At 45.4% G+C, this 20,162-nt stretch carries 18 protein-coding genes; 5 read left to right on the top strand and 13 right to left on the bottom strand.

Annotated features, from left to right (window positions below):
* Nucleotides 1-3 precede the first annotated feature (3 nt).
* Both BLV50_RS04760 and BLV50_RS04755 read right to left on the bottom strand, forming a co-directional pair.
* The gene (locus BLV50_RS04760; protein ID WP_090806185.1) at nt 4-1,803 is read right to left on the bottom strand and encodes a sensor histidine kinase; all 1,800 of its coding nucleotides are present in this window, start codon (nt 1,801-1,803) and stop codon (nt 4-6) included.
* Nucleotides 1,804-1,875: 72 nt separating this feature from the next.
* Complete coding sequence (locus tag BLV50_RS04755; protein ID WP_079696142.1) at nt 1,876-2,730, bottom strand: AraC family transcriptional regulator; 855 nt, start codon at nt 2,728-2,730, stop codon at nt 1,876-1,878.
* 123 nt (nt 2,731-2,853) lie between these two features.
* Between BLV50_RS04755 and BLV50_RS04750 the strand changes: the two genes are divergently transcribed.
* From BLV50_RS04750 to BLV50_RS04740, 3 genes are read left to right on the top strand one after another with little or no spacing between them, the layout of a single operon-like run.
* On the top strand, nt 2,854-4,392 hold the full coding sequence (locus BLV50_RS04750) for a sulfatase family protein (protein WP_090806183.1): 1,539 nt from the start codon (nt 2,854-2,856) through the stop codon (nt 4,390-4,392).
* Complete coding sequence (locus BLV50_RS04745; protein ID WP_090806182.1) at nt 4,385-5,038, top strand: chromate transporter; 654 nt, start codon at nt 4,385-4,387, stop codon at nt 5,036-5,038. Before BLV50_RS04750 ends, BLV50_RS04745 begins: the two co-directional genes overlap by 8 nt.
* Nucleotides 5,039-5,062: 24 nt before the next feature.
* A complete protein-coding gene (locus BLV50_RS04740; RefSeq protein WP_090806180.1) occupies nt 5,063-5,593 on the top strand; it encodes a chromate transporter in 531 nt (176 codons plus the stop codon).
* Nucleotides 5,594-5,697: 104 nt separating this feature from the next.
* Here BLV50_RS04740 and BLV50_RS04735 read toward each other — a convergent pair whose 3' ends face one another.
* From BLV50_RS04735 to BLV50_RS04695, 9 genes are all read right to left on the bottom strand, one after another.
* Nucleotides 5,698-6,708 (bottom strand): aldose 1-epimerase, encoded by a 1,011-nt coding sequence (locus BLV50_RS04735; RefSeq protein WP_256337849.1) that lies wholly within the window; start codon nt 6,706-6,708, stop codon nt 5,698-5,700.
* A gap of 12 nt (nt 6,709-6,720) precedes the next feature.
* Entirely contained in the window at nt 6,721-8,505 is a 1,785-nt protein-coding gene (locus tag BLV50_RS04730; protein ID WP_063565117.1) for a glycoside hydrolase family 2 protein, read from the bottom strand.
* Between the two features lie 17 nt (nt 8,506-8,522).
* Nucleotides 8,523-10,289 (bottom strand): glycoside hydrolase family 2 protein, encoded by a 1,767-nt coding sequence (locus tag BLV50_RS04725; RefSeq protein WP_090806178.1) that lies wholly within the window; start codon nt 10,287-10,289, stop codon nt 8,523-8,525.
* Between the two features lie 50 nt (nt 10,290-10,339).
* Nucleotides 10,340-11,146: a carbohydrate ABC transporter permease gene (locus BLV50_RS04720; protein ID WP_062318999.1), complete on the bottom strand. Its 807-nt coding sequence runs from the start codon at nt 11,144-11,146 to the stop codon at nt 10,340-10,342.
* On the bottom strand, nt 11,146-12,036 hold the full coding sequence (locus BLV50_RS04715; protein ID WP_076288454.1) for a carbohydrate ABC transporter permease: 891 nt from the start codon (nt 12,034-12,036) through the stop codon (nt 11,146-11,148). Before BLV50_RS04715 ends, BLV50_RS04720 begins: the two co-directional genes overlap by 1 nt.
* 87 nt (nt 12,037-12,123) lie before the next feature.
* On the bottom strand, nt 12,124-13,416 hold the full coding sequence (locus BLV50_RS04710; RefSeq protein ID WP_063565120.1) for an ABC transporter substrate-binding protein: 1,293 nt from the start codon (nt 13,414-13,416) through the stop codon (nt 12,124-12,126).
* A 198-nt stretch (nt 13,417-13,614) separates the two neighbouring features.
* On the bottom strand, nt 13,615-14,544 hold the full coding sequence (locus BLV50_RS04705; RefSeq protein ID WP_063565121.1) for an ArsR/SmtB family transcription factor: 930 nt from the start codon (nt 14,542-14,544) through the stop codon (nt 13,615-13,617).
* Nucleotides 14,545-14,861: 317 nt separating this feature from the next.
* On the bottom strand, nt 14,862-16,124 hold the full coding sequence (locus BLV50_RS04700; protein WP_090806176.1) for a cytochrome P450 family protein: 1,263 nt from the start codon (nt 16,122-16,124) through the stop codon (nt 14,862-14,864).
* Between the two features lie 35 nt (nt 16,125-16,159).
* Nucleotides 16,160-16,741: a cysteine hydrolase family protein gene (locus BLV50_RS04695; protein WP_064638560.1), complete on the bottom strand. Its 582-nt coding sequence runs from the start codon at nt 16,739-16,741 to the stop codon at nt 16,160-16,162.
* Nucleotides 16,742-16,870: 129 nt separating this feature from the next.
* Between BLV50_RS04695 and BLV50_RS04690 the strand changes: the two genes are divergently transcribed.
* Nucleotides 16,871-17,467 (top strand): TetR/AcrR family transcriptional regulator, encoded by a 597-nt coding sequence (locus tag BLV50_RS04690; RefSeq protein WP_064638562.1) that lies wholly within the window; start codon nt 16,871-16,873, stop codon nt 17,465-17,467.
* 90 nt (nt 17,468-17,557) lie between these two features.
* Here BLV50_RS04690 and BLV50_RS04685 read toward each other — a convergent pair whose 3' ends face one another.
* The gene (locus BLV50_RS04685; protein ID WP_072732766.1) at nt 17,558-18,028 is read right to left on the bottom strand and encodes a GNAT family N-acetyltransferase; all 471 of its coding nucleotides are present in this window, start codon (nt 18,026-18,028) and stop codon (nt 17,558-17,560) included.
* An 86-nt stretch (nt 18,029-18,114) separates the two neighbouring features.
* Entirely contained in the window at nt 18,115-19,290 is a 1,176-nt protein-coding gene (locus tag BLV50_RS04680) for an MFS transporter (RefSeq protein ID WP_063565126.1), read from the bottom strand.
* 202 nt (nt 19,291-19,492) lie between these two features.
* Between BLV50_RS04680 and BLV50_RS04675 the strand changes: the two genes are divergently transcribed.
* Nucleotides 19,493-20,041: a TetR/AcrR family transcriptional regulator gene (locus BLV50_RS04675; RefSeq protein WP_090806175.1), complete on the top strand. Its 549-nt coding sequence runs from the start codon at nt 19,493-19,495 to the stop codon at nt 20,039-20,041.
* The last annotated feature ends 121 nt before the right edge of the window (nt 20,042-20,162 follow it).

The following is a 20,162-nucleotide window of genomic DNA, read 5'->3' as shown; positions in this document are numbered from 1 at the left end:
GGCTTATATCACCTCTCGTTTGGTATTTTCCATACTTTTCTCCAGTTTGGGGAGCCAAATTTCAGCTTTGGTGTACACCCCCGGTTCACTGCACAAATGGACACCATATGAGTCGCCGTATGTGCGAACGATTCGTTCGTGTACATTACGTACACCCATTCCACTAAAACGTGATGTTTCTCCGTTTGTACCCGTACCTTTCAGTAAATACTCCCGTTGCTCCTCCGTGATCCCCTTTCCGTTGTCCACCACATCAATATTGAGATTGTTTCCTTCTTCATACACCCGTATCAACACGAATCCATTCTGTTCAATTGGTCCGATTCCATGAATAATTGCATTTTCAACCAGGGGCTGCAGCATCAGCTTCAACACCCGGCATTCCAGCAATGCGTCATCCTCAATTTCGGTAATCATCCGAATCGGCTTCATATATCTGTACTTCATGATGGAGATGTAATGCTCAACATATGCCAATTCTTCACGCACCGTAAGAAATTCGCTTGAATTACCGAGGACACTTCGCATGAGCTCTATCAACGATCCCGAGACCGCTTCAATGTTTGGAACTCCGTTTAGCCTGGCCAGATACTTGATCGTATTGAGCGAATTGTATAAAAAATGAGGATGGATTTGTGCTTGGAGCGCAGTAAGCTCAGCTTCCCGCTTCTCTTTCTCGCTGACGCGGATTCCTTCGAGCAGATCTTTCAATTCTTCCACCATACCGTTAAAGACATGGTACAGTTGTCCTGTCTCATCTTCACTGTTAATCTCATTCTGGGGAAGTGTCAGATTTCCGTCCTTCACCAACATCATCAGTGATTTTAGTTTTCGGATATTCAGGGTAATTCGGGAAGAGACTTGAAGTGAAACGATCAGTACAACGACAAACACAATAATGGACACCTCTGCCAGCAGGTTGCGCAGCTTCACCGATTCGGTCAGCAGAGAATCCATCGGAACCAAAGAAATAGTACTCCACCCAGTATAGTCGGATTGACGGCGAACAACGATATATTCTTTTCCATCAATGTAGCGCCTGACCGCTTCACCATTCGTTGTAAATTGCTGATTGATCTTCTTAATTTGCTGATAAGATGGAGTAAGAGGTGAGTCAGTTCGGGTTTCATAGATGAATTGATTTCCCTTGTCCAGCACATAGATCATGCTATCTGTAGTTGGTCTCACGTCATATGTTTTCTGGATAAACTCATAATTAAGATCCACCATGACAAACCCTATGGTCGCACGGTTATAACGAATCTCCCGACCAATGGTAACCGCATCTGATACTCCTGTCTGCTTGAAATATGCGTGCTTTGATCCATTTTGCAGCATGTAATTCATCATTGGCGTACCCAAGATGGTCCTGTCCAGCCAAGGTCCACCTGAGAAAAATACCTTCCCGCTCAGGCCCACCACAGCTATCCGTGAAATATAGGCCTTATAATCGATCAGGGACGATAGAAATTCATCCATCCGCTTCTGTTCCTGAAACCACTCGTAACTGATTTCCTCATTCGGACTGAGCAAAGTGTCAATAACCGTGTTTTTGTTAGTCACCACGACCGTATTCAGACGGTCGATCTCTTCCAGCATTATGTTCAATGATTCATCTGCCTGCCTTATGCTGTCCGAAACCGAAGTAATCGCATTTTGCGTAATCGTTTCACGCATGCTCATATAAACAATGACCGTAATTAAAATAATGGATACTAGGGTAACGGCAATAAAAGCGATAAAAATTTTCCCTTGAATGCTGCGTTTCGGTGAAATCCATCTCTGCAATGTAGAGAGCTTCATTGTGGGAGTCTCCTTTTTCAAGATCCAATAAAAAGTGAGCGTTCTCCGTACTGGACATGCGTTTGTTCAGGATCAGCTTGAGGTTCTCCTCATCATGATTGGAGGTACTTTATAATAGATTTTGAATGCTCTGGTAAATGAATATAAATTCGGATAACCGAGAGACAAAGCAATCTCCGTAACGGTAGCATCCGTATCCTTTAGAAGCTGTTTGGCCTTATCCATTCGTATTCTCTGCATGAATTTTAACGGAGGCAGTCCAACCTGAGTGGTAAACATGTTGGAGAAGTATGAACGATGTACCCCTGCGAAGTCGGCGACCTGCTGCACGGAAATACCCTCTGTTGCATGCAATTCCATGTAATCCATGCATTCATGAATCCAGCCCGCTAGTTCTGTAGGCTGTGCGTAGTTGGTGTCTGGAACAAGGCTGGCTAACAATCCATATACCAACCCATGCAACTCCAGCGATACTGCTGGCTTCCACCGTTCCACACATGCTAATGCATGAATCAGTCGTTCGGACGTTTCCTGGACCTGTGGAGAAAACATCTGTTTGCCAAACGGACTTTCCGGAGTTAAACCAGCCAGCTCCAATAAAGGTTTGACTTTAGGCCCATCCAATGCCAGCCAGTTCATTTGCAGCGGAGATTCCGAGGGAAGCATGTGATAGTAATAGGTTCTGCCGGGAAACAGACAAAACAGATCATTCTTCTGCAGGTCCACTCGCTTGCCATCAAATTCAAGCCTGACCCTACCTTCATGCACAAAATGAAGACTGTAACACTCGATACGTTTGGGGCCAACTCGGTAATTGGATTTGGCTATACTTCGCCCTGCCCGGACTGGCCAGATGTGTTCTTCTTTATCCAAATAACCTGGCTTATAGTAGATGAATTCTGCATGCTCATACTCATATTCCTGCATCGTAGGGAGTTCCCTCCTTCTCCTATTTTGTTTGATCATAACAAAATGACAATAAAAATATAACACCGGGCTATTTTTATAACTCGTTTTTTTCAATATCATCTTACTAGGAGGCGATTACACTTGTCGAGAACACCTAACATTTTGCTAATCACTAGTGACCAGCAGCACTGGAACACGATCGGAGCTTTTCAGTCTGAGATTTCCACGCCCAATCTGGACCGTCTTGCCCGGCAAGGAACAACGTTTGATCGGGCTTATTGCCCAAACCCTACCTGTACCCCTAGCCGTGCTTCTATTATTACAGGTATGTATCCCAGTCAGCATGGAGCCTGGACGTTAGGCACAAAACTGCTTGAAGACCGTCATACCGTCGGGGACAGTTTCCAGGAGGCAGGTTACCGCACTGCCCTAGTAGGTAAGGCACATTTTCAGCCTTTGAAATCTACGGAGGAATACCCGTCGGCAGAAGCGTATCCCATCTTACAGGATTTGGAGTACTGGAGACATTTCCACGGTCCATTTTACGGCTTTGACCACGTAGAGTTAACACGTAATCATACGAATGAAGCGCATGTCGGTCAGCATTACGCGCTATGGCTGGAAGAACAGGGATGTACGAACTGGAGGGATTACTTCCTTCCCCCAACTGGGACGATGGACCCTTCCGTAACGTATACGTGGCCCATCCCTGAGAAATATCACTACAACACCTGGATAGCCGAACGAACCAATTCCCTTTTGGAGCAATACACCCATGCTGATGATCCATTTTTTCTGTGGGCCAGCTTTTTCGATCCGCATCCGGAATATCTGGTACCGGAACCTTGGGATTCGATGTATGACCCCGATGATCTGACGATTCCGTCGATAACACCTGGAGAGCATGATCGTAACCCACCCCATTTTCAACTGACCCAGGAGGAGAATCCGAATTTTGAGCATCTGGTTGAAACCGGCTTCGGCATTCACGGTTACCGTTCGCATCATTATTATGAATATGGCGACAAATCCCGGCTAACGAAGTATGACAAGAAAAAACTGGTCGGCGTGTATTACGGAATGATCAGCATGATGGATAAATATATTGGCAAAATTCTCGATAAGCTGGATGAGTTGGGTATTGCAGACGATACAATCGTCGTTTTCACAACGGATCATGGTCATTTCTTCGGACAGCATGGTCTTCAGGCCAAGGGTGGATTCCATTACGAAGATCTTATTAAAATCCCATTTATCGTAAGATATCCTGGTCAGGTGCCTGCTGCGAAAAAATCAAATGCCATACAATCGCTGGTCGATCTGGCTCCTACCTTCTTGTCTCTTTGCAACATTGCAATTCCGCACGCCATGACGGGCATCGATCAGAAGAAAGTGTGGATGGGCGCCAAGGAAGCCGTTCGTAATCATGCTCTCTGCGAATTTCGACATGAACCCACGACGATTCATCAAAAAACATATGTCGAACAGCGGTATAAAATCACCGTCTATTACAATCAAATCTATGGTGAACTTTTCGATCTTGAACAGGATCCCCATGAACGTTTTAACTTGTGGAATGAACCTGAGTACACCCAGCTCAAGTCTGAGCTTCTGCTCAAATACATCTGGGCTGAGCTTGGCAAGGAGTCCATGCCGATGCCTCGAATTCATCATGCGTGATGGAAAGGATAAGGGTAGCATCCAAAACCTGAAAGAACAATTTATGTTACTGACACAGCTTTTTTGGACTTTCTTTTGCATCGGCCCTTCCACATTTGGAGGCGGATATGCAATGCTGCCTATTATTGAACGCGAAGTGGTGAACAAGAAAAAATGGATGCAAGAGGACGAGATCGGTGAGCTTATATCGCTTGCCGGATCTGCTCCCGGAGGAGTTGGCGTCAATGCCGCTGCGATGATCGGACATCGCCAGGCAGGAATTGCGGGAGCTGTGTCTGCCGTCATGGGCGTGACATGTCCCACGTTTTTGATTGTGATCCTGATCAGCGTGTTCGCCATCCTATTTCGTAACCAACCCAAAGTTGAAGCTGCTTTAAAAGGAATGAACGGTGGCATTATTGCACTAATTAGCATGGCAGCTTATCGGACGGCCAGGTATTCTATCTTAGATACAACAACAGCGATAGCTGCCATTGTGACCGTAGCTGTTCTTCTGTTTGCAGGAATCCATCCCCTCTATCTTATTATTTCGGGATTGATATGCGGCATGGCCGTGATTCGGATCAAAAAACGGCTGGGCCTTCAAGTGAAAATGGAGAAGAAGTCTGTAACAGGCAGCTACCCGGAACTGGAATATTACATTTAAGTAAGACGAATCGGAGCGATTGAGATGTACTGGGACCTGTTCATGATGTTTATACGTGTAGGCCTCGTTTCGTTTGGTGGCGGTTACGCCGTTATCCCGATCATTCAACACGAGGTAACGGAAAAAGGATGGCTGACAAGCGCTGAATTCCAACAAACCGTAGCGCTGGCCGGTATGGCGCCAGGCTCGATTGCAACCAATGCTGCAACGTTGATTGGTTATCGGACGGCAGGTTATATCGGAGCCGTTGTCTCTACTGCAGGTATGATTTTGCCTTCACTCGTGGTAATTGTGCTACTCTCCGCCTTATTTTATCGGATGCACGACAATTCATGGGTAAAGTCCTCTTTATATGGCTTGCGCCCCGTAACGACGGGACTCATTATCTATGCTGCCATTCATTTTGGATATCCAAGTGAAAACTCAGGCATAAGCTGGGTATGGATTGCGACACTACTTATTAGCGAAGTTTGTTTGTTTCTTCTGCTCAAGTACAAGCTTCATCCCCTTCTGATTCTCAGTGTGGCTGGAGCAGCAGGCATTATCTTATTTTAATTCAGTGTGGCGACGACAGGCTGAATTCACTGCCTTCAATGGTTTTTAAAAGGAGCAGCGATCACAGCATTAGCTGTCCTGGCTGCTCCCCTTCATCTTTATTTTTACGAATGACGCAGATATAATCTGCTCGTTTCCTCCCAGATTTCTCCCGGCTGCAAACTAAATAATCCAGCTTCCTCGGCCTGCATATCCAGATTTGGTGCATTCACAAGATTAATCTGCGGTTCGGGGCAGAAAAACCCTTCTTCCGCATGATTGTTCCAAATCATCCATTGTTTATAAGAAGTTCCCACATCGTAGATCAGGGTCATTCCATTCCTCGTATCCTGAAGCTCCATCCGGTTTCTCCCGTTTTGCGGTACAGCAGTGTAGTGATTATCCATTTCTGCAAAGAAGGGATATACCCCGGAGTCACGCATCTGCTCTTCCTCCTGAATCAAGGGCCGAAAACAGGTCGTTGGCAGCATACGTTGATCTAATTCCCATCTGTCTCCAATGGTTAGCTTGAGCTTGTAATCACGAGCCGATCCCCCGGAATTAAAGGGAGCGTTAATTGAAGTATGAAAAGCGATCAGGCACGGCATGCTGGAGCTTCCATGATTGCGAATGCGGACATGCTGCATGAGTCCATCACTGCTCAGCGAGTAGCGTAATGTAATACTGAATTGAAAAGGAAAGCATACGTATATCGGATGAGTTTCGTCAACAGTTATGGACACCGAGACATGGCTTTCATTCTCGGTATGCCCATACTCATCCACAACCCAGGGCGCATTATACAAAAATCCATGCAAATGATTGCCTGTTGCTTCCTCATTGACCGGAAACTGAAGCGTCTGCCCGTTCCAGGCAAACCGCCCGTCCTCATATCGATTTGGCGGAAACAGAACCGGGATCCCGTGAATCATGGGTCTTGCCTTGAATGAATCTATCTCTTCCGGTGAAGGTTCATGAAGGAAGCGAAGCCCCCGTTCAAGATCACGATAAGCGACCAGATTACCACCGATCTCCGGTAGCATAACAGCCTCACTGGAACCAAAGCGAAGGTAAATGGCCTTTTCCCCTTGAAAATCGCCTTCCCAGGATCTACTTTTCTCCTTTGTATTCAACACGTATTCCCCTCCTTATTCGCCGGCCGACGATGGATAATGTCCTTCAATAATCGCCCGAATCTGTTCCATCGGCATCTTGGGCTGTCTGTCATACGTCAGCAGACCGTTAATTTCCTGTTCCACGTCCGTCAGCTGGGTGTAACAAAATCCTTCTACTACTGGAGAATCCAATAGTGGCTGTACTACGGCATGCAATCGCTGTGCAAAATCCTCGTCATTTTCCGCTCCGGAGTAACCCCAGCCTTCCCAGTCACTTTTCTTATACCCGATTCCACCGAATTCGGTAATTAAAACGGGCTGTCCTTCATAACGATAGTTACCCACGCTAAGCTTTCGACTGCCCGGAAGGGCTTTTACCGCATTTTCACGAGTGCGGTAGCGTTCCTCCAGAACCTCTCTTCTCCATTCATAATCATGGATGTTATACAAGTCGGTCTGAACCATCTCCCAGCCATCATTGGAAATGACCGGACGGGTAGAATCCAGTGACTTGGTCAAATAATACATCGACAAGGCATGATACTGCTGCTCCTTGCTGGTCAGGATGTTCGGAACACCCCAGCTTTCATTAAGAGGTACCCAGACCACAACACATGGATGGTTGTAGTCCCTTTCCAGCGCCTCCTGCCATTCCCTTGTTATCTGGGCGACGTATTGATCCGAGAAATCGTACGCATTCGCCATCTCTCCCCACACCAGCAGTCCCAGTTGATCACACCAGTACAGATATCTCGGATCTTCAATCTTCTGGTGTTTTCTGGCGCCGTTAAACCCCAGTTCCTTCGTTAATTCCACATCACGCCGGATGGCCTCGTCACTCGGTGGAGTCAGATTTCCATCCGGGAAATACCCTTGATCCAGAACAAGCTTCATATAATAAGGACGGTTATTCAGAAACAGCTTACCTTGTTCAATAGAGATTTTGCGCATGCCGAAATAGCTATCGACCTCATCGACAGGCACACCATCCACCAATACAGTGAAATGAATGTCATACAGATTGGGCTGCTCTGGTGACCACAGCCTGCCAAGGCCATGCTCGTTAAAGGTGTGAAGTCCGATGGTACGGGTCTCTGTCCTGCCGCTAATCCGATATTCATCCTCAGACAGCTGCTCACCTTGATAGGCAATTTGTACACGGAGCCTGACATCCTGTGCGTGCCAATCCCTTGGTTCTGTTTGCTCCCTTTGAAGATGAGCCGTAACTTCGATCTCGTTGCGATCGACATCGGGAGTGAGACGCACCTTCTGTAGATGAACGGGTGCGACAGCTTCAAGCCACACCGATTGCCATATTCCAGTAGTTCGGGTATAGAAAATTTGGGCAGATTGCTCCTGCCAGAACTGCTTCCCGCGTGGTAATGTTACATCCCTGCTATAATCTATCGCTTGTACGGTCAGCGTATTGTTTCCTTCCAGCAGAGCATCCGTAATGTCGGCATGAAAAGGGGTGTGTCCCCCTTCATGCCGAACCACAAGCTGTCCATTGACCCAGACAGAGGCTTCATAGTCCACGGCTCCGAAGTGCAGCAGCAGCCGTTTGCCAGTGAAGTTCTTCGGAATGTCAAAGGTTCGTTTGTACCATACATTATCGTGGAATTCCGGATCTGCAATGCCACTAAGTTGACTTTGAAAAGCAAATGGCACTTGGATTCGCCGGCTGAATGCTCGCTTGCCCTCACTCCATTTTTCCGAACGTCCCTTGTTATCATCATCGAATTCAAATTCCCATTCCCCATTCAAACTCAGCCAATCTTTACGTACAAATTGAGGCCTTGGATAATCCTGTCGTAGCATGATGTTCAGCTCTCCTGTCACCCCAGATTGATTTTACGGATCACTTCCAGTGGCACTTTCGGTTTACGGTCTTCCGTCAACAGACCATTAATCTCCTGCTGCACATCGGTGACCTGTGTATAACAATAGCCCGAGATATAGGGAATGGCTTTGATCGCTTCGGTGATGGAACGGAAACGTTCAATAAAGGCTTCAACCGAGTCCACCTGATTGCCATAACCCCAGCCTTTATCCGATTGAAAAGCAATACCGCCGAATTCACTGATGATAATGGGTTGTCCTTTATAGTGGTAACCTTCAGCAAATGCAAACTTCCATCGATTGGAAGCAATCTTGTTATTTACGATCAAGTCCTTATCCTGATACCGTTCCAGAAAGGCTTCTCCCGTCTCCACATAATCATGGATTGTCAAAATATCCGATACCGTATGCTCCCATCCGTCGTTGGTAATGACCGGACGATACGGATCAATGGCTTTGGTGAGATGGTAAATGGATTGCGTGAATTGCTGCTGCCTTACCTCGTGACCAATCGTCGGTATTCCCCACGATTCATTAAATGGCACCCAGGTAATGATGCTGGGATGATTGTATTGCTGAGGTACAATTTCAAGCCATTCTTTGGTGAATCGGCTCACTGCCTCATCATTAAACTCGAAGGTTGCTGCCATCTCAGACCAGACCAACATGCCTTTTACATCACACCAATACAAAAAGCGTGGATCTTCCAGTTTCATATGTTTACGGATTCCGTTATATCCCATCTCGGCAATTTTATCGATATCCTCAATCAGCGCTTCCACTGAAGGTGGGGTCAAATGGCTCTCTGTCCAATAGCCCTGATCCAGAATCATTCTTTGGTACAACGGAGCATTGTTCAGCAGAATCTGCCCATTTTCAATCGATATTTTTCGCATACCAAAATAGGAATGAACCCGATCGATTTCTTTCTCATCTTCGTACATCACAAACTCGATATCGTACAGGTTCGGTGAGCCCGGTGACCATAACGACTGTTTCCACGGACCGCCTGCTTCATGTTTAACACTAGCTTCCACGGTCATCCAAGGTCTGTCTGGAGATAGGCTGATGGTTTGTACATGCTGACCCTTTAACTCAATCCGTGTCTCCAAACGCAAGTTTCTCTTGCCTTCAATTCCATTCAATTGAAAGTCCACACGAATCATATGACGATCGATATCCGGTGTCATCTTAACTGCTTCAACCCTTGCTTCACTCACATGCTCCAGCCAAACACTTTTCCATATCCCGGTACTTTGCACATAAAAACATTCAAAATTGTCATCCACCCAGCGTTGTTTCCCCCGAGGCTGCATCGCGCTCTGACTGTCTTCTACTTCAAGCACAATGTTATTCTCCGATCCGTAAGTGATATAAGGGGTAATGTCGAATGAAAACGCTGCGTACCCACCTTCATGTTCACCAACAACCGTTCCGTTCACCCAACATTTTGCGCGATAATCCACTCCCTGAAAATGCAGAATGCTCCGTTTTCCTTTTGCTTCCTGGGGAATCTGAACACTTCTGCGGTACCAGACCAGAGGATGAAATGTCTCGATTCCGATACCGCTCGCTTGGGTCTCATAGGTAAAGGGAACCTTAATTTTCGTCCCTTCCGGAAACTGATTCTGGTCGTACCACTGCTCGCTTTCACCCGCCTTATTATCATCAAAACTAAAATCCCATTCTCCATTCAAATCCAACCACTCATTGCGTACAAATTGCGGTCTTGGATAATCCTTGTTATAAAATTTAGTTGTCATCTTGTTCTCTCCGATCTCCTCTGTATTTGGCTCATAGGCCTGAAAAAGTGTTAACCCTTAATACCAGACATGCTGATGCCTTTAACAATCTGTTTCTCAAAAATGATAAACAATATAATGATGGGAACAGAGGCCACTGCATTGATAACCATTGGTTTGACGTAATCTTCTGAATACTGACCCATTAGCGTTGGGATACCCATTGGTAGCGTAAACAGATTATCATCGGTTATGGAAAGGAATGGCCATAAGAAATTGTTCCACGAACCGATAAATGTCAGAATCGCCATCGATGCCATGGCCGGACGTGTCAAAGGCAGCATGATGCTGGTAAAGATTCGCCAAAAGCCTCCCCCGTCAATTTGCACACTCTCCAGCAGATCATTGGGAACCCCATCGAAGAAGCTTTTGAGCACGATGACAGCTACTGGTGAAGCCAAAGCAGGAATAATCAATCCACTGTATGAGTTCAGCAAATGCAAATCCTTGGCTACCTGATAGAGCGGAATAATGGTTGCTTCACCCGGAATCAGCAGTCCGCCAAGAATGAAGAAAAAAACAAATGTACGGAAACGAAACGGTACTTTGGACAGAGCGAATCCAGCCATGGCAGCGAAAATCACAGTCAGTACTGTTACAACTACAGCGACGAACAGACTGTTAACCACCCACTGTGACAGCTTTGTCGTTGTCAGAATTTCGTTATAGACGGCAAGTGAATATGGCGGTTTAAACCAGTCCAGGACCGTAATAATCTTCATGCCTTCTTCTTTGATGGAGACCATCAGCATCCACACAAGTGGGGCCGCAAACATAACCGCCATCAACGCAGAACCTGTGCGATATAACCATTTCATCAGTATTCCGCCCCTTTCCGGTTAGTCATCCAGTATTGCAGCGCCGACAGCACCAGCAGGATCACGAATAAAATATAGGACATCGTTGCGGCATAGCCCAGGTTGTTGTTCTTGAATCCGGTCTGATAGATTAACTGAATAATCGGACGTGTCTGATCCAGCGGTCCCCCGCCTGTAATGACATAAATCTGCATAAAGACCTTGTAGGAAGCGATAATCTGCAACATGGTAATGGTTTTGGTCAGTGGCTTCAGATAAGGAAGAGTAATCCTCCAAAATATTTGTGTATCACTCGCACCATCGAGCCTTGCTGCTTCATAAATTTCATCCGGTATTTCCTGCATGGCGGAAAGATACAAAATAAAGTTAAATCCGACTGTCCACCACAAGGTAATTACGGTAATAACGACCCAGGCGAGCCCCGTTTCCGTCAGCCAGAATATTTCGGAATTTTGAGGCAATAACCTGACAAGATGCAGGACGGAATTGACGAATCCCGTATAAGGCTGAAATACGAATAAACCCAGATAAGCTGCGACGGCAACGGAGAGTACGCTTGGTATAAAGAAGATGATGCGGTAGAACTTTTGTAAAGACGATTTTCGGTTGGCAATCAAAGCCAGCAGAATCGCGAGTATAATCATGGTCGGTGTACTCAAGAAAACAAAGAAGGTTGAATGCCAGATCGCTTCCCAAACCTCTCTGTCCTGAAAAACTTTTCGGAAGTTATCCAGGCCAACAAAATCCATTTTCTTGATCAACGTCCATTTGTAGAAGGTCATCTCCACACCTTTAATCATGGGCCAGATCGTAAATAAACCATAAATAATTAAGAATGGAAGCAGAAATACCAGCGCTTGCATATCCGCTCTCATTTTTTTGATCTTCATATGCGTCTCCCCTTTGATTGGCACGCAAGCCGGCGATTTCTTGTCTAGAGATAGTGATTACGCAGGCTTGCGTGACCCGTCTTCCTTCTATTCGCTCAGTATTTTCTGAATGGCTGTCTCCATGTTGTTCATGGCATCCGCAGGAGTCATTTTGTTCATCCATACTTCATTCAAAAATTTAAAGGCAGCTTCATCGCGGATTTGTGCATTTTTGGTGGAATGTTTGCTGAATTTAACTACACTCGCAACTTCGGAATAATCACTGCGGTATGGCAGATCCTTGAATTCCTGTTTTTCCAGCACGGATGGCTTGGATGGAATATGTCCGGCTTTCGCCCACACCTGACCATTGTCAGCAACCCAGTCGGCGAAAGTCATCGCTGCTTTGCGTTTAGCCGGATCCTCATCCTTAGTCAGTGGCAAAACAATGGTATGAGAATCTCCCCATGTTGCTTCCTGGTCGTAGAATTTCGGAATTGGCATAGCACCAAACTCAAGTCCTTTGGTGGATTCCCACGTTCCTGTCGTCCAGACCCCTGTCATGATAATAGCGGCTGTTCCACTTTGAAAATTTTTATAGAAGTCCGGATCATTCTTCTTGATATAGCCTTCGGTATAAAGCTTCTGGATATAGTCAGCGGCTTTGATGCCTTTCTCCTTATCAATGGCTGCGGACTTCAGATCATCCGACACCACGTCGTTACCACCCAACTGGGAGTACAGCGACCACCACAAGCGGTAAGGGTCATCATTATTATTGGACAATGCAAACGGGGTCGTTTTGGCAGGCAACTTCTCTTTTAAAGTTTGAAGGAAACTCAAAAATCCGTCAGCCGATTGCTCCAGAATCGGTTTTCCGTCTTCACCAAGCAAGCCTGCATCTTTTAGCAGTTTTTTGTTGTAGAACATGATAAAGGGATGTGTGTCAATGGGGACTGCATAATGTTGACCTTCTACAGTAACCGCATCCAAGAGATTCTGGTTATAGGTGCTCCAATCCACACCTGCATCCGTAGCCGGAGTATCAAGCTCTGTGACAACCCCCTGATTGATCAGATCGGGCAGTCTGGAGGAATGGGAAATCCCAATGTCCGGTCCATTACCGTTACCAACAGCAGTAACGAGCTTCGTATAATACTCGCCCCAGGCCAATTTGGTATTCTTCACTTCTATGTCCGGATGGGTTTTGTTGAATTCATCGACTAATGTCTGCATGTTTGCGCCATCACCACCATCGAACAATGTCCAGAATGACAATGTCACTTTTCCATCACCAGTGCCACTCTCACCCGCCTCATTACTGCCTCCGCTACATGCACTTAACACGGTTGAGAATGAGAGCAATAATGTCAGTGCTAACCTGCCGATCTTTTTTTTCATGCGAGTATCCCCTTTACTCTAATTTGTAGATACAAACGATATAATTGTTTTATTACATTATTACTGTATCTATAGGGGATTATATAAGGGTAATTATCTCTTGTCAACGCTTTCAAACATATTTAGTGTAATTATCAAATAAAAAAAGACCTTAGTTACATAATATCTGCAACCAAGGCCTTTCTTCTTCATCTCATTCTAATGAACAGCATAATGTACAGTCATCTTGATATTTTGGTCATAATCTCCAAATTGTCTCCCAAAGAGATTTACGCCTCCCTGATGAACCGCATCCGGCTTCATACCGATCCGCACCCTTAACTTGTGGCTGTTTTGAAGGTTAAGCTGAGCCAGATCCACTGCTGAAATTTTCTCCATATCCAGCGTCGTCTTATTTTTGTCCACCCGCCATGTCTTTAATAAACCATACTGTGTTGACCATTCAAACCACCACGCCGGGTTGAGCTTGCCGCGCCGATCTCCAAAGTCACCAGGACATGTCCACATACCAATTTCCACACCGTTAATCCATACGGAGATATCGGAAGGCCAATTATGATCATAGTTTGGCGCTTCAGAACATATTTCCATGGACAGTTCCAGCGATTCGATTACCGCTTCTGCCGGAATCTCCAGTGGCATCAAATATTCGACATATCCCTTACGAAACCACATAATCTGCGCTCCGACATGCTTCGGATGATAAAAGCTGGCGGGTTCATCCTCACGAATAATCATGCCCTCGCCATTCGCCATGCCGCATGTGGGTGACACTTCACAATCACTATAATGACCGATAGGCATATCCACTTCGTACACCTGAATGTCGCCTTTGGGAATTGCTTTCTCCAGATTAAGAGCAATATGAATATCATCGTAATTGCGGCTGCATACCTTCATCGCCCCGCGAGAGGCAGGCAGCAGTTCTGTATTAATCAGCCTTGCTGCTTCCAAAACCTTGATGTTGCTGGCTACTGTGGATACGGGAAGTTTGAGAGCTTCCGCGATTTCAACGATATTCAGGTTTTGGGAGATCAATAGTCGGAGAATATCCACTCTGGATCGAGTCGATAACGCATGCGTGACCGTGACCAGTTCATCCGGATTATCAAAACTCAGCTCAAGCATTCGTTCACCACCTCTTATGTATTTATGAAACAGGAAATTTAAACGTAAAGTTTAATTCAGTCGATAATATTGTAACAAATCATTTATTTTGTATCAAATTGCTTTTCACTTCATCATTCTTCTTCGTTTTTCATACAATTTCCGGTTAATGTGCGATGATCAATCTAGCATAAGTTCAAAATCAAACAGCTTTATTCCTGGAGTGTTGCCTATCGTCATAAAACTTATAGCCTAACACAAGAAATCCGCCAAACATGGCGGATTTTTTGGGTATATATTTTTTTCTTGCCGATAGAAGCTAGCTCTAACTCTTGCTGCTAAAATGCGACAGGTAAGGCAGCCAGGCTCTGCGAACTTAGCGCCAAATGCCACTCAATGTTTTCCCGAGGAATATTAAGTCGCAGATTAGGCATGCGTCTTAACAATGTTGTAAAGGCGATATCTCCCTCCACACGAGCAAGTGGAGCTCCCAAGCAGGAATGAATGCCATGACCAAAAGCCAGATGACGATTAATATGACGTGTAACATCCAGATCCTCTGGCTGTTCAAATTGAAGTTCATCCCGATTGGCTGATTTCAGCACGGGGATGACCATATCTCCCTTTTTGATCTGTTGCCCTGCCAGCTCTATATCCTGAGTCGCAAAACGAGGTCCAGCAATGGTTGCAGGCCCGTTAAAACGCAGCAATTCTTCAACAGCAGAAGGTGCTAGACTAAGATCAGCCTTAAGCTTCTCCAATTGTTCAGGATGATCCAATAACATCATTGTACCCGTAGCAATCAGATTAGATGTCGTCTCATGGCCAGCAAAGATCAATAACGTAATCATGGATAGCAATTCTGGTTCACTTAGTCGATCGCCCTCTTCTTCTATAGCTATCAATTGACTGATCAAATCATCCGCAGGATGTTTGCGTTTCTCAGCTACCAGTTGTGCGGTATAGTCACCGAAGGCTTTGAGGTGTTCCTCCACTCCTGGTTCACGCACTCCGAGGCCCAGACCGTGTGCAATCGCGGAGGACCAGGTCTGGATCTGCGGGCGATCTGCTTTAGGTACTCCCAGCATATCGGATATCACATGAATCGGTAAGGGAAAGGCGTAGTCCTTGACCAAGTCCATCTCACCCTGGGATTGAACCTGATCTAGTAACTCATCAGCGATCTGCTGCACACGTGGACGAAGACTTTCCATATATTTGGGGGTAAAGGCTTTGGAGACCAGTCGACGTAATCTCCGATGATCAGGATCATCTACAGAGAGCATTGATTTTCCGGTAAAGAACGTTGGAGGAGCATCTGGATCTACGTTTTCCACATAGGCTTTCAGAATATTCTCATTGCCGTCGATGGAGAGTGGGTCTACCGTGAAGTGGGCATGATCTTTGAGTACCTGTGACGCTTCTTCCATTCGTGTGACCAACCACTGCCCGCGATCTGTACCACCCATTGGCAAGGATACTGGAATAACAGGACCTGTTTCACGCAATTGCTTGATCAGTGAAAACGGATTTTCACCACTTTCCCCACTAAACAGGCTCAGTGCTGCTTTTTGTGAAACATTAAGATCTAACTCACTCATAATTACCATCCCTTCGCTTCGACCATTTTATTGGTTTACATTAATGAATTTATCCAATCATCTACTGTCAGCACATCAGCTTGTTTGGGGAATACGCTCTCTACGAGAACTCGATGAACTTCAGGGTCCCTATCCAGACAAGCATCAGAAAGTACAGTCAGCGCGTAATCCTTATCCGCCGCCTCACACAAGGTAGACAGCACTACTCCACTTGTTGCGATACCGCTAAGAATAAGTGTATTAATGCCATGGGATTGAAGAAGGTTTTCCAGGTTGCTTCCTGAGAATCCACTGACGCGGAACTTGTCCACAATGTGCTCTCCTGGAAGCGGCTGTACCGATTCATGAATGTCCATTGCCATTTTCATCGCCGGATTGGCTGCGTTCTCACCACCACGGCTCGACTTTTTTCCAAACAATTTGTTGCGCTCACTGATTGGAGGGGAATCCTGGCGATGACCAACCTTCACAAAAATCACAGGTACGTTATGTCTGCGAGCTGCTTCTATCGCTTTCTGAAAAGGGAACAGTGCATCCTCGTGCTTCGCATATTGCGATACAATGATGTTCTGCATATCCATGACCAGAAGTGCAGCTTGGTTATGATGACTCTCCATGGGTTGCACATTCCTCTCGTTTTGATTAAGATTAAAAGGAGAACTCTCCGCTTAACCTCTTCTTGATATTAAACGGAGGGTTCTCCCCTTGTCAAATTTTGGACGTTGAAGGATAGGAAGTGACAGACAGTGGATAAAACCAATACAACCTCTCGTTCGGAGCGACGGGATGCTGCCGAGAATCGCCAACGTATCTTGGATGTGGCTAGCACATTATTCGAGCTGCACGGCGTGGAGCGGGTCAGCATGAATCAGATCGCTTCCGAAGCGCAGATTGGAGCGGGTACCTTATACCGCCGATACCGCAATAAAAGTGAGTTATGTATGGACTTGATCAAAGATAACGCAGCGCTGTTCTTCGATGATGTGGAGATATATTTGCAGGAAAACGCACAGTATCCACCAACTGAGCGATTGCGGGGTCTGCTGACGTTGTTTATCCAGTTTAGAGAGAAAAATGCGGAGCTGCTCTCGGGCATCGAGAATGCAGTATATCAAGGATCAGAGTCCAGAACCTCAAGTCCTCTTTATGACCAATTGCATCAACAGCTATTTGGATTATTCGAAGAGATGGCAACAGAGAGCGACGAATCGCAGGCCATCAGCTTGTTCAAAACGGACATGCTTCTGACTGCCATGAGTAATGATTCGTATCTGTTTCAAAAAAACGTACGCGGCAACTCTCCTGACCGCATTGTAGAGCAGCTCTGTTTGACGTTTCTTTAACGTAAATGGGTATATAAAATGCTCAAAAAGCCTAATTCATCGTCGGCAATCTGCCGCTTGAACTAGGCTCTTTGGCATGAGTTGTGGAATTTATAATGTTTTGATATACCATGCATCACAAGCAAAATGCTCCGTTGCATTTAACGGTTCTTCTAAAGGAATAAAACCGTTCTTGATATAGAACTTGTTGGCCGCAACCATATTGTTAAGCGTCTCAAGATAACATTGTTCATAGTGTTCTTTGGCAAAATCAAGGGAAATCTGAAGCAATTCATATGAGATTCCGGTGCCTCGTGCTTCTTTTAAGGCATACATCTTCTGCAACTCACAAATATGTGAAAATCCCTCCACGGGTCCGATACCGCAGCCAGCTACAACGGTTGAGTTATGCTCAACCACCCAATACCTGGAGCCCTCGCGTTGATAAAGATGATAAAAATCGCCCAGATTCGGATCAGCCCACGCTGTCCCAGATTTATTGGCCCCGAATTCGATCAAACAACTTCGAATCAGAGACTCTACTTCTTGATTATCTCTTTCTTCTATCTCTCTAATGAACATGCAGTAAGCCTCCGCATCCTGAAATAATTGCTGCTCTTAACTGCACAAATTATACTACAAATTTGATTTAACACACTACCATTCAACTACAATGAAACGGAATCACTCGTTTTGGCAGGCAGTGTCTGTTTGATTTTCAACAACCGTCTTACGTAGATCATGAAAAGCAGAAAAGAAACCAGGACCGACAAGGCACTAACCATAAACAATATGTGATAGCTCATGTATTCAGAGACCAGACCCAAGACCATCGCACCCAGTCCGATACCGAGATCAGTCGCCGTTGAAAAGAAAGCATTGGCTGCCCCTTTCCGATCCTCGGGGGCAAGGCGGAGCGTAATGGCCTGAAGAGCTGGCTGAGCGGAACCAAAGCCGATCCCGTACAGAACTGCTGAAGCGAGCACGCCAAGTAAACTGGTTGCAAAGCTAAGCACAATCAAAGCAATGATCGTAATGATAAGGGCCGGGAGAATGACTGCTGTCTCTCCTTTCTTATCGGACAGCTTTCCCGCAATGGGCCGGGATAGTGCAAGTGTCGCGGCATAGACCAGAAAGAATGTGCCAGAATTGACTTTGATCTGCTCCGCAAACAAGGGTACAAATGTAGTAATTCCACCATATGCAATGAAAAGAAAAAAGATTGGCGCCATCACAGGCAGGACTGATTTTTCGAAGATTTGGATTTTCTTTCTGTCCGTATGTGGTTGAAATGGCATTTTGGCTCCTAGCGTCAAAAGCAGGGCCACGACGGACAAACCAACAGCAAAGAGAAACATCGTCTGATATGATGTGCCTTGCATAATCCCCAGACCAATCATGGGGCCAACCGCCATTGCCAGCGTCATGGAGGTGCTAAACCACCCCATACCTTCCCCGCGCCGAGCCGATGGAATCATGTCAGTCACAGCTGTCATCATGGAAGTTGTGGATACAGCCCAGCTCATTCCATGCACGATACGAAGTCCAATCAGCATGATAATTCCACCAACCCAGTTGTACATGTACATCGCCAATATAAATAAAATCAACCCTCCGATCATAAACGGACGTCTGCCGAATCGATCCAGTAGTCCACCAACAAAAGGACGAAGGATGACGGAAGATAACATTAAAGCTCCCATAGCCAAGCCCACCTGTTTTTCATTGCCACCCATCTCTTTAATGAAAAGTGGCAGTGTGGGATACAGCATATAAAATGCAGTAAATAAAAAAAGCAAACCCAGCGTCATTAGAATAAATGACTTTGTCCATAAACGTTGCATCATTCATCCCCCACTCTAGTTATGAAATCTATGTTTTGACCTGTTTTTGTATAAAAACAAATATTGATATATTAATGAACATCTGTTAATAATTATAGACAGAATAAGAAAGCTTACCATTGTTAATTGAACGCGTTTCGTTAATTAGTGAACATTAAACATAAATTTGTTTATTATCTTTAGAAAGTTTGGTGAGAATCACATGACCAAAGTGGATCGAAGAATTCGAAAATCACAAGAAGCCATCAAAGCAGCAGTGATTGAATTGATGTCAGAAAAAAATTTCGATGATATTACTCTACAGGATATTTCCGATAGAGCGGACGTTAGCAGAGGCACCATTTATCTGCACTACGTCGATAAGTATGATCTGTTGGACAAGCTCATTGACGGGCATATCCAAGAATTAAGTGAAATTTGTCATTCGGTTTCCGACTTGGAATGGAAAGAATCCATCGTTCCCTGGTTTACCTATTTGGAACAGAATTACTTGTTCTTCTCGACGATGATGGCCAGTAAGGGAGCGGGACAATTCCGCAACCGCTTGGTTGAATTTCTTAATGAGGATTTTAAGGAGGAAGTACACTTATCTCAGGCCAGAAAATCCGGATTAAGTGAGGATATCATTCTCCAATATGTGGTCATGTCTTATGTGGGGGTCGTTGAGTGGTGGATCAAGAACGAAATGCCCCATCCACCCGAAGTCATGTCTGAGCAATTAGGAGAATTAATCAAAATGAATTTGGGATAACTTGCAATGTGCACGTAACTAAAATAGCGGTAGTCTCAGGATACGAAGTTAACACCCTGGGACTACCGCTATTACTTTTCAAAAAAAGCTGATTTTTCTGCAATTGGCGCCGACCACCTGC

This window comes from Paenibacillus sp. 276b (assembly GCF_900107875.1).
GTDB lineage: Bacteria > Bacillota > Bacilli > Paenibacillales > Paenibacillaceae > Paenibacillus > Paenibacillus marchantiae.
This window is presented reverse-complemented; position numbering and strand designations above follow the sequence as displayed.

Coding starts and splice junctions, on each gene's coding strand:
- BLV50_RS04705 (WP_063565121.1), bottom strand. CDS start 14,544: ATGCTTGAGCTGAGTTTTGATAATCCGGATGAACTGGTCACGGTCACG.
- BLV50_RS04710 (WP_063565120.1), bottom strand. CDS start 13,416: ATGAAAAAAAAGATCGGCAGGTTAGCACTGACATTATTGCTCTCATTC.
- BLV50_RS04730 (WP_063565117.1), bottom strand. CDS start 8,505: ATGCTACGACAGGATTATCCAAGGCCTCAATTTGTACGTAAAGATTGG.
- BLV50_RS04720 (WP_062318999.1), bottom strand. CDS start 11,146: ATGAAATGGTTATATCGCACAGGTTCTGCGTTGATGGCGGTTATGTTT.
- BLV50_RS04725 (WP_090806178.1), bottom strand. CDS start 10,289: ATGACAACTAAATTTTATAACAAGGATTATCCAAGACCGCAATTTGTA.
- BLV50_RS04760 (WP_090806185.1), bottom strand. CDS start 1,803: ATGAAGCTCTCTACATTGCAGAGATGGATTTCACCGAAACGCAGCATT.
- BLV50_RS04695 (WP_064638560.1), bottom strand. CDS start 16,741: ATGGAGAGTCATCATAACCAAGCTGCACTTCTGGTCATGGATATGCAG.
- BLV50_RS04745 (WP_090806182.1), top strand. CDS start 4,385: ATGCGTGATGGAAAGGATAAGGGTAGCATCCAAAACCTGAAAGAACAA.
- BLV50_RS04700 (WP_090806176.1), bottom strand. CDS start 16,124: ATGAGTGAGTTAGATCTTAATGTTTCACAAAAAGCAGCACTGAGCCTG.
- BLV50_RS04675 (WP_090806175.1), top strand. CDS start 19,493: ATGACCAAAGTGGATCGAAGAATTCGAAAATCACAAGAAGCCATCAAA.
- BLV50_RS04740 (WP_090806180.1), top strand. CDS start 5,063: ATGTACTGGGACCTGTTCATGATGTTTATACGTGTAGGCCTCGTTTCG.
- BLV50_RS04715 (WP_076288454.1), bottom strand. CDS start 12,036: ATGAAGATCAAAAAAATGAGAGCGGATATGCAAGCGCTGGTATTTCTG.
- BLV50_RS04755 (WP_079696142.1), bottom strand. CDS start 2,730: ATGCAGGAATATGAGTATGAGCATGCAGAATTCATCTACTATAAGCCA.
- BLV50_RS04680 (WP_063565126.1), bottom strand. CDS start 19,290: ATGCAACGTTTATGGACAAAGTCATTTATTCTAATGACGCTGGGTTTG.
- BLV50_RS04685 (WP_072732766.1), bottom strand. CDS start 18,028: ATGTTCATTAGAGAGATAGAAGAAAGAGATAATCAAGAAGTAGAGTCT.